Source organism: Burkholderia sp. Bp9140 (assembly GCF_003853425.1).
Classification (GTDB): domain Bacteria; phylum Pseudomonadota; class Gammaproteobacteria; order Burkholderiales; family Burkholderiaceae; genus Burkholderia.
The window spans coordinates 42,517-58,246 of the sequence record NZ_QTPQ01000032.1; the positions used below are offsets into that span (position 1 = coordinate 42,517).

At 68.7% G+C, this 15,730-nt stretch carries 14 protein-coding genes; all 14 read left to right on the forward strand.

Translation table 11 applies throughout. The annotated features are described in order from the left end of the window. Positions 1-7 precede the first annotated feature (7 nt). The 14 genes from DIE21_RS25180 (at position 8) to DIE21_RS25250 (ending at position 15,726) form a co-directional block, all read left to right on the forward strand. Positions 8-2,098: an RNB domain-containing ribonuclease gene (locus DIE21_RS25180; RefSeq protein WP_124500243.1), complete on the forward strand. Its 2,091-nt coding sequence runs from the start codon at positions 8-10 to the stop codon at positions 2,096-2,098. Further along, positions 2,095-2,961, forward strand: coding sequence for a shikimate dehydrogenase (gene aroE, locus DIE21_RS25185; protein ID WP_124500244.1), 867 nt, complete (start codon positions 2,095-2,097; stop codon positions 2,959-2,961). The genes DIE21_RS25180 and aroE overlap by 4 nt, the downstream gene beginning before the upstream one ends. Before the next feature lie 14 nt (positions 2,962-2,975). Continuing rightward, the gene (gene mtgA / locus DIE21_RS25190) at positions 2,976-3,713 is read left to right on the forward strand and encodes a monofunctional biosynthetic peptidoglycan transglycosylase (protein WP_124500245.1); all 738 of its coding nucleotides are present in this window, start codon (positions 2,976-2,978) and stop codon (positions 3,711-3,713) included. A gap of 426 nt (positions 3,714-4,139) precedes the next feature. Beyond that, positions 4,140-5,750, forward strand: a complete 1,611-nt coding sequence (locus tag DIE21_RS25195; RefSeq protein WP_185642840.1) for a S10 family peptidase — start codon at positions 4,140-4,142, stop codon at positions 5,748-5,750. Positions 5,751-5,834: 84 nt separating this feature from the next. Beyond that, positions 5,835-6,239: an EF-hand domain-containing protein gene (locus DIE21_RS25200; RefSeq protein WP_124500246.1), complete on the forward strand. Its 405-nt coding sequence runs from the start codon at positions 5,835-5,837 to the stop codon at positions 6,237-6,239. A gap of 317 nt (positions 6,240-6,556) precedes the next feature. Beyond that, positions 6,557-7,456 (forward strand): IclR family transcriptional regulator, encoded by a 900-nt coding sequence (locus tag DIE21_RS25210; RefSeq protein WP_124500248.1) that lies wholly within the window; start codon positions 6,557-6,559, stop codon positions 7,454-7,456. After that, on the forward strand, positions 7,453-8,478 hold the full coding sequence (locus DIE21_RS25215) for a 2-dehydro-3-deoxygalactonokinase (protein WP_124500249.1): 1,026 nt from the start codon (positions 7,453-7,455) through the stop codon (positions 8,476-8,478). The genes DIE21_RS25210 and DIE21_RS25215 overlap by 4 nt, the downstream gene beginning before the upstream one ends. A gap of 31 nt (positions 8,479-8,509) precedes the next feature. Next, a complete protein-coding gene (locus DIE21_RS25220) occupies positions 8,510-9,187 on the forward strand; it encodes a 2-dehydro-3-deoxy-6-phosphogalactonate aldolase (RefSeq protein ID WP_124500250.1) in 678 nt (225 codons plus the stop codon). After that, entirely contained in the window at positions 9,187-9,966 is a 780-nt protein-coding gene (locus DIE21_RS25225; RefSeq protein WP_124500294.1) for an SDR family oxidoreductase, read from the forward strand. The genes DIE21_RS25220 and DIE21_RS25225 overlap by 1 nt, the downstream gene beginning before the upstream one ends. Before the next feature lie 97 nt (positions 9,967-10,063). Next, on the forward strand, positions 10,064-11,059 hold the full coding sequence (locus DIE21_RS25230) for an arabinose ABC transporter substrate-binding protein (protein ID WP_124500251.1): 996 nt from the start codon (positions 10,064-10,066) through the stop codon (positions 11,057-11,059). 67 nt (positions 11,060-11,126) lie between these two features. Beyond that, a complete protein-coding gene (gene araG / locus DIE21_RS25235) occupies positions 11,127-12,638 on the forward strand; it encodes an L-arabinose ABC transporter ATP-binding protein AraG (RefSeq protein ID WP_124500252.1) in 1,512 nt (503 codons plus the stop codon). A 90-nt stretch (positions 12,639-12,728) separates the two neighbouring features. Then, positions 12,729-13,745 carry an L-arabinose ABC transporter permease AraH gene (gene araH, locus DIE21_RS25240; RefSeq protein ID WP_124500253.1) on the forward strand — a complete coding sequence of 339 codons (1,017 nt, stop codon included), beginning with the start codon at positions 12,729-12,731 and terminating at the stop codon, positions 13,743-13,745. 23 nt (positions 13,746-13,768) lie between these two features. After that, complete coding sequence (locus DIE21_RS25245) at positions 13,769-14,584, forward strand: SDR family NAD(P)-dependent oxidoreductase (RefSeq protein WP_124500254.1); 816 nt, start codon at positions 13,769-13,771, stop codon at positions 14,582-14,584. Between the two features lie 80 nt (positions 14,585-14,664). After that, positions 14,665-15,726, forward strand: coding sequence for an aldose 1-epimerase (locus DIE21_RS25250; protein ID WP_124500255.1), 1,062 nt, complete (start codon positions 14,665-14,667; stop codon positions 15,724-15,726). The last annotated feature ends 4 nt before the right edge of the window (positions 15,727-15,730 follow it).

Below are 15,730 nucleotides of genomic sequence, written 5' to 3' on the forward strand. Positions count from 1 at the left end.
GTACTGAGTGAACGTTTTCTTCGAGGAATCGGGCAGTTTCAAGGCGGGCAGCGTGCTGTCGCGCCAGGGCGACGCGTTTCAGGTCGAGTTGCCGGGCGGGCGGCGGGCGAAAGTGCGCGCAAAAGACGTGCTGATCGAATTCGAGAAGCCGGCCGCGGGCGAACTGATGCAGGAAGCCGACACGGCCGCGCAGCAGATCGACCTGGATTTCCTGTGGGAATGCGCGCCGGCCGACGAATTCGCGTACACGGCGCTGGCCGCGGAATACTTCGGCGCGACCTACGGCCCGGTCGAGCGCGCGGCGCTGGTGCTGCGGCTGCACGGCTCGCCCGTCTACTTCCGCCGCAAGGGGCGCGGCCAGTACCAGCGCGCGCCGGAAGAGCAGCTCAAGATGGCGCTCGCGTCGCTCGAGCGCAAGCGCCAGCAGGCGCTCGTCCAGGCGCAGTATGAAGAGGAGCTGAAGGCCGGCAAGCTGCCGGAGGCGTTCGCGGGCAAGGTGCTCGGGCTGCTGACGCGGCCGGACAAGAACGCGATCGAATACAAGGCGCTCGAGGCGGCGGCCGGTGCGCGCGGCGTGTCGCCGGCGCGGCTGATGCTCGATTGCGGCGGCATCGCGTCGCCGCGTGCGCTGCACGAGGCGCGCTTCCTCGCGGAATTCTTCCCGCACGGCACGGGCTTCCCGGCCGTCACGGTCGGCGCGCTGCCGGACGACCTGCCGCGCGCGGACGTCGAGGCGTTCTCGATCGACGACATCACGACGACCGAAATCGACGACGCGTTCTCGGTCGAGCACCTGTCCGACGGTCGCGTGCGGATCGGCGTGCACATCGCGGCGCCCGCGCTCGGCATCGTGCGTGGCGACGCGGTCGACGCGATCGCGCGCGCGCGCCTGTCGACCGTCTACATGCCGGGCGACAAGATCACGATGCTGCCGGACGACGTCGTCGACGTGTTCACGCTGAAGGAGGGCGATTACCGCCCGGCGCTGTCGCTGTACATCATCGTCAACCGCGAGACGCAGGACATCGTCGCGAACGAGACGCGCGCCGAACTCGTGTTCGTGAAGAACAACCTGCGCCACAACACGCTCGACGAGCTCGTCAACGAAGAGACGCTCGCGGCCGGCACCGGCGACTACCCGCACAAGGACGACATCGCCGTGCTGTGGCCGCTCGCGCAGGCGCTGTTCGAGAAGCGCCAGGTCGCGCGCGCGGGCTATGGCCTGAAGCGCGAAGTGCAGCGCAACACCGACTACAACTTCTACGTCGAAGGCGAGCACGTGTCGATCACGCCGCGCCGCCGCGGGTCGCCGCTCGACCTGATCGTGTCGGAGCTCGCGATCCTCGCGAACTCGACGTGGGGTGCGTTCCTGCACGATCACACGGTGCCCGGCATCTACCGCTCGCAGCGCGGCTTCGGCGCGCCGGGCCCGAAGCGCACGCGGATGCAGACGACGGCCGCGCCGCACGAAGGCCTTGGCGTCGCGCAGTACGCCTGGAGCACGTCGCCGCTGCGCCGCTACGTCGACCTCGTGAACCAGTGGCAGCTGCTCGCGTGCGTGCAGCACGGCGTCACCGCGAAGCTCGCCGCGCCGTTCAAGCCGAAGGACGCCGACCTGTACGCGGTCGTGCAGGGCTTCGACGACACCTATACCGCGTACGCCGACTACCAGCGCCGGATGGAATACTTCTGGTGCCTGCGCTGGCTCGCGCAGGAGCAGAAGAAGCAGGTGGTCGCGAGCGTCGTGAAGGGCGATCTCGTGCGTCTCGAGGACATTCCGCTGCTGCTGCACGTGCCGGGGCTCGGCGTGCATGCGCGCGGCACGCGCGTGCTGCTCGACGTGATGTCGCTCGACGAGCTGACGATCGAGGCATCGGTGCGGCTGCTGAACGTGCTCGACGCGCCGACCGTGACGAGCGGCGAAGCGGCTGACGACGAGGATGAGGCCGAAGGCGGCGACGACACGCTGGTCGATGCGGAAGACGCGTCGGCGGAAAGCGAGGCCGAAGCGCTGGCCGAATCGGACGGCGTGACGGTCGATGGTGGCGATGCCGCGACCGGCAACGGCCAGGAAACCGAAGAGGGGCGCGCATCATGACCGCAAACGCGTCGACGAGCGGCGCCGACCGCTACGTGGTGTTCGGCAATCCGGTGGCGCACAGCAAGTCGCCGTTCATCCACGCGCAGTTCGCCGCGCAGACGGGCGAGGCGATCGTCTATGAGCACCGGCTCGTGCCGGTCGACGGTTTCGAGGCCGCCGTGCGTGCGTTCGTCGCCGAAGGCGGCCGCGGCGCGAACGTGACGGTGCCGTTCAAGCTCGACGCGCATGCGCTCGCCGACACGCTGTCGCCGCGCGCGGCGGCAGCGGGCGCGGTAAACACGCTGCGCATCGACGCCGACGGCCGCATCCATGGCGACAACACCGACGGCGTCGGCCTGGTGCGCGACATCGAATTGAATCTCGGCGTGTCGCTCGCGGGCGCGCGCATCCTGCTGCTCGGTGCGGGCGGCGCGGCGCGTGGCGTCGTGCTGCCGATGCTCGAGCGCGCACCGCTGTCGATCACGATCGTGAACCGCACCGCGAGCAAGGCCGAGGCGCTCGTCGGCCAGTTCACGCAGGCCGCCCACGATGCGGGCTGCGTGCTGTCGGGCGGCGGCCCGGATGTCGTGCGCGCGGAACCGTACGACGTGATCGTCAACGCGACGGCCGGCAGCCTCGATGCGGCGCTGCCAGAGTGCGACGCGGCCGCGTTCGGCGCGGGCACGCTCGCGTACGACATGATGTACGGCGCGCAACCGACGGTGTTCATGCAGCATGCGGCGACGCTCGGCGCGCGCACGGCCGACGGTCTCGGGATGCTGGTCGAGCAGGCGGCAGAATCGTTCTTCATCTGGCGCGGCGTGCGGCCGGACGGCGCACCGGTGCTGGCCGCGCTGCGCCAGGCGCTCGCGGCGGCCTGACCGGAGCGCGGCGGGTGGTGGCGGTAAGCGGCACGCAGCGTACGCGCACGGTCAGCCCGACCCGCTGGATCGTCTATGCGGGTTCGGTGTTCGCGGGCGCGTGGCTCGCGACGCAGTTGTTCTATCTCGTGCAGATCGCGCTGTGGTCGTTCGTCAATCCCGGTTCGTCCGCGTTCATGCGCACCGACGCATGGTGGCTGTCGCGCGACAAGCCGCCCGCGCAGATCCAGCACCAATGGGTGCCGTACGACCAGATCTCGCGCAACCTGAAGCGCGCGCTGATCGCGTCGGAGGATTCGACCTTCGCGACCAACAACGGCTACGACGTCGACGCGATCCTGCAGGCGTGGGAGAAGAACAAGGCGCGCGGCAAGATCGTCGCGGGCGGCTCGACGATCACGCAGCAGCTCGCGCGCAACCTGTTCCTGTCGCGCGAGAAGAGCTACATCCGCAAGGGGCAGGAACTGATCGTCACGTGGATGCTCGAGACGGTGCTCGACAAGGAGCGGATCTTCGAGATCTACCTGAATTCGGTCGAATGGGGCCGCGGCGTGTACGGCGCCGAGGCCGCCGCACGCTATTACTACAGGATTCCCGCGAGCCGGCTCGGCGCGTGGCAGTCGGCGCGCCTCGCGGTGATGCTGCCGAAGCCGCGCTGGTTCGACGCGCATCGCGGCTCGGCCTACCAGGCGCAGCGCGCGGCCGTCATTGCCCGCCGGATGGGCGCGGCCGAGCTTCCTCAATCGCAGTGAGCGGCGCGATCGCGCCGTCGCATTGTCCGTTCCGTCGCCCGCGCGCCATTGCTGCGCCGCAGCGCATTCGTGTCGCCCGCATGTCGGACCACATCCATTAGACGAAATCGTCTATTTCGCTTGACTGAGCAATGCCTGCGGCGGCGCGGTTTTATTTGCCGACATGGCACGAAATCCGCGTGATTTTAGTGTTTCCCGGTAAACGCGCAGACCGCTGAAAGGCAGCCGAAAAACGATGGTTCGCGAATCGAAGCATTCCTGAAAGGTGTGCACTGCACCGGCCATCAAGCCAATATTTCCAAATTTTTCAAAGCCGACCCGCTCGCGTATATTGGCCAGCGCCTCGGCTTATCGGCCGTAATCGAGGCGGGGGGCGGCCTATCCGGCTGCTCGACACAAAAAACATTCGAGAGAAGGAAGGCAACGATGCCAGCGAGCAAAGCGAAGCTGTTGTTGGGGGTTGTGTTCTCTTCGCTGATTCTGACGGCCTGCAACGACGACGTGACGTCGTCCGCCGCAGCAGGTACCGACAATTCAGCCGATCCCGCCGCGCAGGTGGACAGGCCGTACAACGATCCCAACCGTTATTCGTCGAGTGCGAGCGCGTCGCTCGACGCGTCCGCCGCGGTCGAAAAGGCCGCCGTCACGCATCACCAGATCACGCTGAACGGCCGGACGATCCGTTACACGGCCACCGCTGGCCACCTCGTCGCGCGCAATCCGCAGACGGGTGCACCCGAGGCATCGTTCTTCTACATCGCGTACACCGCCGACAACCAGCCCGCCGCGAAACGGCCCGTCACGTTCCTGTACAACGGCGGCCCCGGTTCCGCATCGGTATGGCTGCATCTCGGCTCGTTCGGTCCGAAGCGGATCCAGACGGGTGACCCGGACGCGAACACGTCGACGTTCCCGTTCGGCGACAACGCGGAAAGCCTGCTCGACACGACCGACCTCGTGTTCGTCGATGCGATCGGTACCGGCTTCTCCGAAGCGATCGCGCCGAACACGAACCAGACGTTCTGGGGCGTCGACCAGGACGCCGGCGCGTTCCGCGATTTCGTCACGCGCTACCTTGCCGTGAACCAGCGCAACGATTCTCCGAAATACCTGTTCGGCGAGTCGTACGGCACGCCGCGCACCGACGTGCTCGCGAACCTGCTGGAGACGGCCGGCGTGAAGCTCGCCGGCATCGTGCTGCAGTCGTCGATCCTGAACTACAACACGAACTGCGACATGGCGAGCGACTATGTCGGCAACTCGAACAACGGCGCGAGCCCGGTGAGCTGCGCGGGCTTCGTGCCGTCCTACGGCACGGTCGGCGCGTACTACCAGCTCGACAATCCGAACCCGTCGAGCCTGCCGCAATACGCGGACCAGATGCGCCTGCTGACGGCCGGCAGCTACGCGCCCGCCGTGAACGCATACCTTGCGGGCCATACGCCGCCGCCGTCGAGTCTCGTCACGACGATGGTGAATTCGACCGGCGTGAAGCAGTCGCTGTGGAATGCGGACTTCAACGTGGTCCCGACCTTCTTCGACAACAGCTTCCAGGTGTCGCTGATCCCGGGCACGCTGATCGGCCGCTACGACGCACGTGTGAACGTGCCGTCGTCGAGCCCGCTCGCCGCGGACGGCGACCCGTCGAGCACGTTCATCACGAAGCCATTCACGGACACGATCGGCAGCTACCTGCCGAACGTGCTCAGGTACAGCGCACAGTCCGCGTATTCGCTCAGCAGCAATGCGATCCAGACCTGGGACTGGTCGCACGACGGCCTCGCGATGCCCGACACGATCCCCGATCTCGCCGCGGCGCTGACGCTGAATCCGTCGCTGAAGGTGTTGTCGCTGAACGGCTATCACGACATCGCGACGCCGTTCTACCAGACCGAGCTCGACCTCGCGCGGCTCGGATCGCAACCGAACCTGACGATCAAGGACTATCAGGGTGGACACATGGTCTATCTCGACGATACGTCGCGTCCGCAGGAGAAAGCCGACCTCGTGACTTTCTACAACGCGGCCGCGCACTGATGCGATGTGCGGGCCTGGCGACGCGCGCCCGTGGGCTCGCCGTTCGCCGGCCGTCGACGACCTCATTCCAGACTGGAGCCTGACATGAAGAAACGTTTCATCGTCGTTGCCGCGGCGCTTGCATGCGCCGGCGTTGCAGCATCCGCATCGGTGTCCGCGTTCGCGCAGGCGAGCGACGCCGCCATCCCGGCACGCGCGCGCCAGGCGCAGCTCGGCGATCCATACGTGCCGCCGGCCGCGCGCAAGCCGACCGCCGGCACGCAGACGACCGGCGCCGCGCTGCATGCGCAGGTGGTGCGCAAGCTCGCGCGGCAGTTCGGCGCGGCCGATACGCAGAACACCGGTTCGATCACCGAAGCGCAGGCGCGCGCGGCCGGCCTCGGCTACGTCGCGAACCACTTCCGGCAGATCGACGCGACCGGTAGCGGCCGCGTGTCGTTCTCCGACGTGCAGCGCTACATGCAGGCGCGCGGCACGAACCAGCAGTAAGCGCGGCGCGCGTGGATAACGGGGGCGGAACCCGCGGCACGTCGGGTTCCGCCCCCGTGCACATGGCATGGCCGTTTTCTCATTATCTGGACAACGCATTCAAATATTGGAGGCGAGTGCGTGCGCTCCTACAATCCGAAGCACATCGACAGCTTCGGACCCACGCATCGCGCGGCGCCCGACGCACACGGAGACACATTCCATGAAGTTCGCCGGGCGCTTTCCTCGGTGCATCGACCGCCGCATTGCCGCGACGCCCGACCTCGTTCCGGCCTCGCGACCGCGGCTTCACCGATTCCGTTGAAGAAGCCTGTTCCATGACCAAGATGCCCGATTCCCTTGCTCTCGACGCCCGGCGCGCGACGCCGGACGATGCGCCGCTGACCGACAGCATCGGCGCGACCAGCACGCCGCTCGACCTTGCCGCGCAGCAGGCCGGCACGCAGACGCTGTTGCGCGGTCTCGCGATCCTCGAAGCGATCGCAAACGGCGCGCGCGACATGCGTGCGATCGGCGCGGCGCTCGGCACGACGCGCAGCACGACGCACCGCCTCGTCAGCAGCCTCGTGCAGGCGCGCTACCTGCGCCAGGTGCAGGGCGGCTACCTGCTCGGCCCGAAGCTGATCGAGCTCGGCACGATCGCGCTCGAGCAGATGCCGCTCACGGCGGTCGCACGGCCGCACCTCGAGGCGCTCGCGGAAGCGACGCTCGACACGATTCACCTCGGCGTGCGCGACGGCGACGACGTGCTGTACATCGACAAGATTCCCGGCACGCGCGGCCTCGAGATGCGTTCGCGCGTCGGCCACCGGATGCCGCTCGCGTCGACCGGCATCGGCAAGGCGATGATGCTTGATCTCGATCCAGACCTGTGGCGCTCGCTGTTCGAGGCCGCGCGGCGCGCGCTGGCCGGCGTCAATTTCAAGCCGGACAACCGCCCCGAGACGAGCGCGTTCCTGCAGCGCATGGCGCATTACGCGGCCGGCGGCTATACGTTCGACCTCGAGGAAAACGAGGCGTCGATCCGCTGCGTGGCCGCGCCGATCCGCGACGCATCGGGCGCGATCGTCGCGGCCGTGTCGGTCGCGAGCACGATCCCGTACATGCCGCACGACCGGATGGACGAACTGATTCCGCTCGTGCGGCGCGAAGCGCGAGCCATTTCCGCGGAGCTGGGCTGGAGCCCGCCGCAGGGTACCCGCAGGATCAAACGATGACCAATTCGACCCGGACCGCTCCGGACGCCAGTTCCGCCGCACCGTCGCTGATCGCGCTCGACTGGGGCACGACGTCGCTGCGCGCGTATCTGTTCGACGCGCACGGCGCGCTCATCGACACGCGCAGCCGCGCGGCGGGCGTGATGCACGTGCCGGCCGGCGGCGCGCGTGCATTCGACGTCGTGTTCGAGGAAGCGTGCGGCGACTGGCTCGACCGCGCGCCGGGCGTGCCGGTGCTGGCCGCCGGGATGGTCGGCAGCGCGCAGGGCTGGCGCGAGGCGCCGTACGTCGCGGTGCCGGCCGGCGCCGACGCGCTCGTCGCGGGCCTCGTCACGGTGACGACGGCGCGCGGCACGACGGTGTCGATCGTGCCGGGCGTGATCGCGGCGGGCGAACTGCCCGACGTGATGCGCGGCGAAGAAACGCAGATATTCGGCGCACTGGCGAACGATCCCTTGCTTGATGCCGATCGTTCAGGGGTACTGATCGGATTGCCGGGCACGCATGCGAAGTGGGCATGGGTGAAGGACGGGCTCATCGAGCGCTTCCAGACCTTCATGACGGGCGAGCTGTTCGCGGCGCTGCGCGATCACACGATCCTCGGCCGCACGATGCGCGCGAGCGCGTTGCCCGACCGAGCGGCATTCGCGCGCGGCGTCGCGGTGGCCCGCGGCGCGCAGCACACGGGGCTGCTCGCGACGATCTTCAGCACGCGCACGCTCGGCCTGACCGACCGGCTTGCGCCCGACGCGCAGGGCGACTACCTGTCCGGTTTGCTGATCGGCCATGAATTGAACGCGCTCGACGCGATGCTCGCGGAGCGCGGCGTCGCGCTCGCGAACCAGCCGCTGCTGCTGATCGGCGACGACGGATTGTGTGCGCGCTACGTCGACGCGCTGCGCGTGTTCGGCTGCACCCATGCGCGTGTCGTCGCGCAGGCGACCGAGCGCGGCCTGTGGTGGATCGCGTCGCGTGCCGGACTCGTGCGCGCGGACGGCGAACCCGTCTGCGCCGATCAATGAACCGATTGAAGAGATTGAAGAGGAACTGCCGATGTCGTCCGACCTTAAGCTGCCCGCGCCGTACACGCCGCATCCCGCACTGATGCGTGCGTTCGACGCGTGCCCGCTGATCGCGATCATGCGCGGCATCACGTCCGCCGAAGCGGCCGACCACGGCCTTGCGCTTCATGAAGCCGGCTTCCGGATCGTCGAGGTGCCGCTCAACTCGCCCGATCCGTTCGGCAGCATCGCGGCGCTGCGCCGCGCGCTGCCGGACGACATGATCGTCGGTGCGGGCACCGTGCTGCGCGCCGAATTTGTCGACCGTGTGCAGGATGCCGGCGGCACGCTGATCGTGATGCCGCACAGCGACGCGGCCGTGATCCGCCGCGCGCGTGAGCGCGGGCTCGCGAGCGCACCGGGTGTCGCGACGCCGACCGAGGCGTTCGCCGCGCTCGCGAACGGCGCCGACGTGCTGAAGATGTTCCCGGCCGAGCAGCTCGGCGTGCCCGTCGTGAAGGCATGGCGCGCGGTGATCGATCGCGCGGTGCCGCTGATTCCGGTCGGCGGGATTGCGCCGGACAACATGCAGCCGTTCCTCGCGGCCGGTGCCAATGGCTTCGGCCTCGGCTCGGCGCTGTACCGGCCCGGCCAGTCGCCGGATGCGACCGCGGCGAATGCACGCGCGTTCCAGGCCGGCCTGCGCGCGGCGCGCGCCGGAGCCGCATGATGGGACGCCTCGCGGGCAAGGTCGCGATGGTGACGGGCGCGGGCCGCGGGATCGGCGCCGCGATCGCGCGGGCGTTCGCGCGCGAGGGCGCGGCCGTCGCGCTCGTCGACCTCGATTTCCCGCAGGCGCAGCGCGCGGCTGCCGCGATCGCCGACGACATCGACGGTGCGCGCGTACTGGCGCTGCATGCGGACGTCGCGCGGCAGGACTCGGTGCGCGACGCGCTCGCGCAGACCGAAGCCGCGCTCGGCACGCTCGACGTGCTGGTGAACAACGCCGGCATCAACGTGTTCGCCGATCCGCTGACGATGACGGACGACGACTGGCGCCGCTGCTTCGCGGTCGACCTCGATGGCGTGTGGCACGGCTGCCGCGCGGCGCTGCCCGGGATGGTCGAACGCGGTCGCGGCAGCATCGTGAACATCGCGTCGACGCACGCATTCCGGATCATTCCGGGCTGCTTTCCGTACCCGGTCGCGAAACACGGCGTGCTGGGCCTCACGCGTGCGCTCGGCATCGAATACGCGGCGCGCAACGTGCGCGTGAACGCGATCGCGCCCGGCTACATCGAGACGCAGCTCACGCGCGACTGGTGGGATGCGCAGGCCGACCCGGCCGCGGCGCGTGCCGAGACGCTCGCACTGCAGCCGATGAAGCGGATCGGCAAACCGGAGGAGGTCGCGATGACGGCCGTGTTCCTCGCGTCCGACGAGGCGCCGTTCATCAATGCCGCGTGCATCACCGTCGACGGCGGGCGCGCGGCGCTGTATCACGACTGACGCAACGATTCGAAAGACCGCACGTGCGACGGCCGCGCGCACGCTGCGTCGAAACCAACAAGCGGCTGCATCCCGTTCGATGAAGGAGACACTGGAGATGAAACGCAGAACGTTCGTAACGCTGGCCGCCGCGGCCGCGGTGGTAATGGGGAGCCCGGTCGCGCACGCGGCCGATCCGGTCAAGATCGGCTTTCTGGTGAAGCAGCCGGAAGAGCCGTGGTTCCAGGACGAATGGAAGTTCGCCGAGATGGCCGCGAAGGACAAGGGCTTCACGCTCGTGAAGATCGGCGCGCCGTCGGGCGAGAAGGTGATGAGCGCGATCGACAACCTGTCCGCGCAGAAGGTGCAGGGCTTCATCATCTGCACGCCGGACGTGAAGCTCGGGCCGGGCATCGTCGCGAAGGCGAAGTCGCACAACCTGAAGATGATGACGGTCGACGACCGCCTCGTCGACGGCGCGGGCAAGCCGCTCGAGGCGGTGCCGCACATGGGGATCTCCGCGTACAACATCGGCAAGCAGGTCGGCGACGGCATCGCGGCCGAGATCAAGAAGCGCGGCTGGAACATGAAGGACGTCGGCGCGATCGACATCACGTACGAGCAGCTGCCGACCGCGCACGACCGCACGAGCGGCGCGACCGACGCGCTGGTGGCGGCCGGCTTCCCGAAGGCGAACGTGATCGCGGCGCCGCAGGCCAAGACCGACACCGAGAATGCGTTCAACGCGGCGAACATCGCGCTCACCAAGAACCCGCAGTTCAAGCACTGGGTTGCGTACGGCCTGAACGACGAGGCCGTGCTCGGCGCGGTGCGCGCGGCCGAAGGGCGCGGCTTCAAGGCGGACAACATGATCGGCATCGGCATCGGCGGTTCCGAATCGGCGCTGAACGAGTTCAAGAAGCCGCAGCCGACGGGCTTCTACGGCACCGTGATCATCAGCCCGAAGCGCCACGGCGAGGAAACCTCGGACCTGATGTATGCGTGGATCACGCAGGGCAAGGCACCGCCGGCGCTGACGCTGACGACGGGCATGCTCGCGACGCGCGACAACGTGTCGAAGGTGCGCGAGGAGATGGGGCTCGCATCGAAGTAAGCGGCTTGCCGGCTGCCGCGGCGATGCGGCGGCCGGCGATCGATGGATCTGCAAGTGGGGAGACGACGTGTCAGCGGCACTGCGTTTTGACAATATCGGCAAGGTATTTCCCGGCGTGCGCGCACTCGACGGCATTTCGTTCGACGTGCATGCGGGCGAGGTGCATGGCCTGATGGGCGAGAACGGCGCGGGCAAGTCGACGCTGCTGAAGATTCTCGGCGGCGAATACCAGCCCGATGCGGGCAGCGTGCTGGTCGACGGCCAGCCCGTGCATTTCTCGAGTGCGGCGGCGTCGATCGCGGCCGGCATTGCAGTGATTCACCAGGAACTGCAGTACGTGCCCGACCTGACGGTCGCGGAAAACCTGCTGCTCGGCCGCCTGCCGAATGCGCTCGGCTGGGTGAGGAAAGGCGAGGCGAAGCGCCACGTGCGCGAGCGGCTCGCCGCGATGGGCGTCGATCTCGATCCCGACGCGAAGCTCGGGCGGCTGTCGATCGCGCAGCGGCAGATGGTCGAGATCTGCAAGGCGCTGATGCGCAACGCGCGCGTGATCGCGCTCGACGAACCGACGAGCTCGCTGTCGCATCGCGAGACCGAGGTGCTGTTCAAGCTGGTCGAGGACCTGCGTGCGCAGGGCCGCGCGCTGATCTACATCTCGCACCGGATGGACGAGATCTACCGGCTGTGCGACGCGTGCACGATCTTCCGCGACGGGCGCAAGATCGCGTCGCACGAATCGCTCGCCGACGTGCCGCGCGAGCGGCTGGTCGCAGAGATGGTCGGGCGCGAGATTTCGGACATCTACCATTACGCGCCGCGCGCGCTCGGCGACGTGCGGTTTTCGGCCGAAGGCGTCGACGGCCCGGCGCTGCGCGAACCGGCGAGCTTCTCGGTGCGCGCGGGCGAGATCGTCGGGTTCTTCGGGCTGGTCGGCGCCGGGCGCAGCGAACTGATGCGGCTCGTGTACGGCGCGGATCGGCGGCGCGCGGGCGAGCTGACGCTCGACGGCAAGCGCATCGACGTGAAGCGCACCGGCGACGCGATTCGTCACGGCATCGTGCTGTGCCCGGAAGACCGCAAGGAGGAAGGGATCATCGCGATGGCGTCGGTCGCGGAGAACATCAACATCAGCTGCCGCCGTCATTCGCTGCGCGCCGGGCTCTTCATCGACCGCAAGACCGAAAGCGCGACCGCCGACCGCTTCATCCAGCGGCTGAAGATCAAGACGCCGAACCGGCGGCAGAAGATCCGCTTCCTGTCGGGCGGCAACCAGCAGAAGGCGATCCTGTCTCGCTGGCTCGCGGAGCCCGACCTGAAGGTCGTGATCCTCGACGAGCCGACGCGCGGCATCGACGTCGGCGCGAAGCACGAGATCTACGACGTGATCTACCGGCTCGCGGAGCGCGGCTGCGCGATCGTGATGGTGTCGTCGGAACTGCCGGAAGTGCTCGGCGTGGCCGATCGCATCGTCGTGATGCGCGAAGGCCGCATCGCGGGCGAGCTGCCGCGCGAGCAGGCGAACGAGCACGCGGTGCTGAGCCTCGCGCTGCCGCAGACGAGCGTCGTCGAGGCGGCCTGACGCGGTGTCAGGTCGCCGCGGGCGACGCACGATATTCGAATCGATCACGCGCGGCGCGGGCCGCGCGATGCAGGAGCAGGAGACACAACCATGCAAGTCAGGGAAAACCTCGCCAGCGCAGCCGTGAAGCCGTCGGCCGACGCGCTGGTTCCACAGCAGAGCGACCGCCAGAAGTGGTGGCAGCACCTCACCGAATACAGCCTGATCGCGATCTTCGCGGTGATGTTCGTGACGATGTCGCTGACGGTCGATCACTTCTTCTCGATCGACAACATGCTCGGCCTCGCGCTGTCGATCTCGCAGATCGGGATGGTCGCGTGCACGATGATGTTCTGTCTGGCCTCGCGCGACTTCGACCTGTCGATCGGCTCGACCGTCGCGTTCTCCGGCGTGTTGTGCGCGATGGTGCTGAACGCGACCGACAACACGTTCGTCGCGATCGTCGCGGCGGTCGCGGCCGGTGCGGCGATCGGCTTCGTGAACGGCGCGGTGATCGCGTACCTGCGCATCAACGCGCTGATCACGACGCTCGCGACGATGGAAATCGTGCGCGGGCTCGGCTTCATCGTGTCGAAGGGGCAGGCGGTCGGCGTGTCGTCGGATACGTTCATCGCGCTCGGCGGGCTGTCGCTGTTCGGCGTATCGCTGCCGATCTGGGTCACGCTCATGTGCTTCATCGTGTTCGGCGTGCTGCTGAACCAGACCGTGTACGGCCGCAACACGCTCGCGATCGGCGGCAATCCCGAGGCGTCGCGTCTCGCGGGGATCAACGTCGAACGCACGCGCGTGTATATCTTCCTGATCCAGGGCGCGGTGACGGCGCTCGCCGGCGTGATCCTCGCGTCGCGCATCACGTCGGGCCAGCCGAACGCCGCGCAGGGCTTCGAGCTGAACGTGATCTCCGCGTGCGTGCTCGGCGGCGTGTCGCTGATGGGCGGCCGCGCGACGATCTCGGGCGTCGTGATCGGCGTGCTGATCATGGGTACCGTCGAGAACGTGATGAACCTGCTGAACATCGACGCGTTCTACCAGTACCTGGTGCGCGGCGCGATCCTGCTCGCGGCCGTGCTGCTCGACCAGCTGAAGAACCGCGGCGCACGCGACTGACCGATTCCACGGAGACGATTCGCATGACCATCGACACTTCCGCGCAGGATCCGCGCGCCGCGAGCGACGCGCGCCATGCGCGCTACCCGAGCCTCGAGGATCGCGCGGTACTGATCACCGGCGGCGCGACCGGGATCGGCGCGGCGTTGGTCGAGCACTTCGCGCGGCAGGGCGCGCGCGTCGCGTTCGTCGATCTCGACGCGCAGGCGGGCCAGGCGCTCGCGGAAAGCCTCGCGCAGAGGCCGGACGTGCGCCACGCGCCGCTGTTCCTCCCGTGCGACCTGACCGACATCGATGCGCTGCGCCATGCGATCGACGCGATCCGCGCGCGGATCGGCGCGATCGCGGTGCTCGTGAACAATGCGGCCAACGATACGCGCCACGCGATCGGCGACGTGACGCCCGCGTCGTTCGACGCGGGCATCGCGGTGAACCTGCGCCACCAGTTCTTCGCCGCGCAGGCGGTGATCGACGACATGAAGCAGCGCGGCGGCGGCGCGATCATCAATCTCGGCTCGATCAGCTGGATGCTGAAGAACGGCGGCTATCCCGTCTACGTGATGGCGAAGGCGGCCGTGCAGGGGCTCACGCGCGGGCTCGCGCGCGATCTCGGCCCGTTCGGGATCCGGGTGAATTCGCTGGTGCCCGGCTGGGTGATGACCGACAAGCAGCGCAGGCTGTGGCTCGACGACGCGGGCCGGGCGGCGATCAAGGCCGGCCAGTGCATCGACGCCGAGCTGCTGCCGGACGATCTCGCGCGGATGGCGCTGTTCCTCGCGGCCGACGACAGCCGGATGATCACCGCGCAGGACGTGGTGGTCGACGGCGGCTGGGCCTGATTGCCGGTGTTCGTGTTCGCGTTCGCGCGGCGCCGCGCGACGTCCCGTATCGCTTCATCGACGAAGGAAAGGAGCTCACCATGACCGCCACGTCCTCGCACGCAGTGTCGTCCACGAGCCAGTCGCGCCGCGCGCGCCTGGCTGCCGCCGCACAGCCGGTCAGCGCCGGCCCGCAGACCGCCGCGTTCGCGCAGGGCGTCGGCGCCGCGCATGCGGCGGCCGTCACGCTGTCGAACGCGGCGCTGCGGCTCGACGTGCTGCCGCACCTCGGCGGCGGCATCGCGCGCTTCGACTGGCGTGGCGACCACGGCGTGCTGGTGCCGGTGTTCCGCCGCTGCGAGCACCCGGAAACGGCGACGGATCCGAACGCGCTCGCGTGCTATCCGCTGCTGCCGTACTCGAACCGGATCGGCAACGGCCGCTTCGAATGCGACGGGCGCAGCGTCGCGGTGCCGCGCAATCGCCGCGACGAGCCGCTGCCGATTCACGGCGACGGCTGGCTCGCGCCGTGGCAGGTGGACGACGCGACCGACACGACGCTGCAGCTGTCGCTCGATCGCGCGAGCGGCGCGCCTTACGCGTTTCGCGCGATCCAGTCGTTCGCGCTCGACGACACGACGCTGTCGATCGCGCTGACGATCGAGAATGCCGGGCGTGCACGGCTGCCGTTCGGGCTCGGCGTGCATCCGTTCCTGGTGCGCGACGACGCGACCGGGCTGGCCGCGGCCGCGGGCGGGCTGTGGCTGTCGGGTGCCGATTTCCTGCCGGTGCGGCACGTGAGCGTGCCGCCGGCCTGGCAGTTCGGTGTCGCTTATCCGCTGCCGGCGACGCTCGTCAATCATGCATTCACCGGCTGGGGCGGCCACGCGACGGTGAGCTGGCCGCGCCGCGGGCTGTCGCTGACAGTGGCGGCCGACGCCGATGCATATGTGCTGTATACGCCGCCCGGCGAGGATTTCTTCTGCTTCGAGCCGGTCGATCATCCGATCAACGCGGTGAACCTGCCGGGCGGCGCGGCCGCGCACGGGATGACGCTGCTCGCGCCGGGCGAGCGGCTCACGCGGCGTTTCGCGTTCACCGTCGAGCGCACCGATACGCGCGCCGATGCGGCCGCGCGCGAGGGACGCCGGCGACGCGGGTAAAATA

What these genes read in the sequence shown, in the direction of transcription:
- DIE21_RS25245 (WP_124500254.1), top strand. Translation starts at nt 13,769, where the DNA reads ATGACCATCGACACTTCCGCGCAGGATCCGCGCGCCGCGAGCGACGCG.
- DIE21_RS25200 (WP_124500246.1), top strand. Translation starts at nt 5,835, where the DNA reads ATGAAGAAACGTTTCATCGTCGTTGCCGCGGCGCTTGCATGCGCCGGC.
- DIE21_RS25220 (WP_124500250.1), top strand. Translation starts at nt 8,510, where the DNA reads ATGTCGTCCGACCTTAAGCTGCCCGCGCCGTACACGCCGCATCCCGCA.
- DIE21_RS25230 (WP_124500251.1), top strand. Translation starts at nt 10,064, where the DNA reads ATGAAACGCAGAACGTTCGTAACGCTGGCCGCCGCGGCCGCGGTGGTA.
- DIE21_RS25195 (WP_185642840.1), top strand. Translation starts at nt 4,140, where the DNA reads ATGCCAGCGAGCAAAGCGAAGCTGTTGTTGGGGGTTGTGTTCTCTTCG.
- DIE21_RS25215 (WP_124500249.1), top strand. Translation starts at nt 7,453, where the DNA reads ATGACCAATTCGACCCGGACCGCTCCGGACGCCAGTTCCGCCGCACCG.
- DIE21_RS25210 (WP_124500248.1), top strand. Translation starts at nt 6,557, where the DNA reads ATGACCAAGATGCCCGATTCCCTTGCTCTCGACGCCCGGCGCGCGACG.
- DIE21_RS25250 (WP_124500255.1), top strand. Translation starts at nt 14,665, where the DNA reads ATGACCGCCACGTCCTCGCACGCAGTGTCGTCCACGAGCCAGTCGCGC.
- DIE21_RS25225 (WP_124500294.1), top strand. Translation starts at nt 9,187, where the DNA reads ATGGGACGCCTCGCGGGCAAGGTCGCGATGGTGACGGGCGCGGGCCGC.
- araH (WP_124500253.1), top strand. Translation starts at nt 12,729, where the DNA reads ATGCAAGTCAGGGAAAACCTCGCCAGCGCAGCCGTGAAGCCGTCGGCC.
- aroE (WP_124500244.1), top strand. Translation starts at nt 2,095, where the DNA reads ATGACCGCAAACGCGTCGACGAGCGGCGCCGACCGCTACGTGGTGTTC.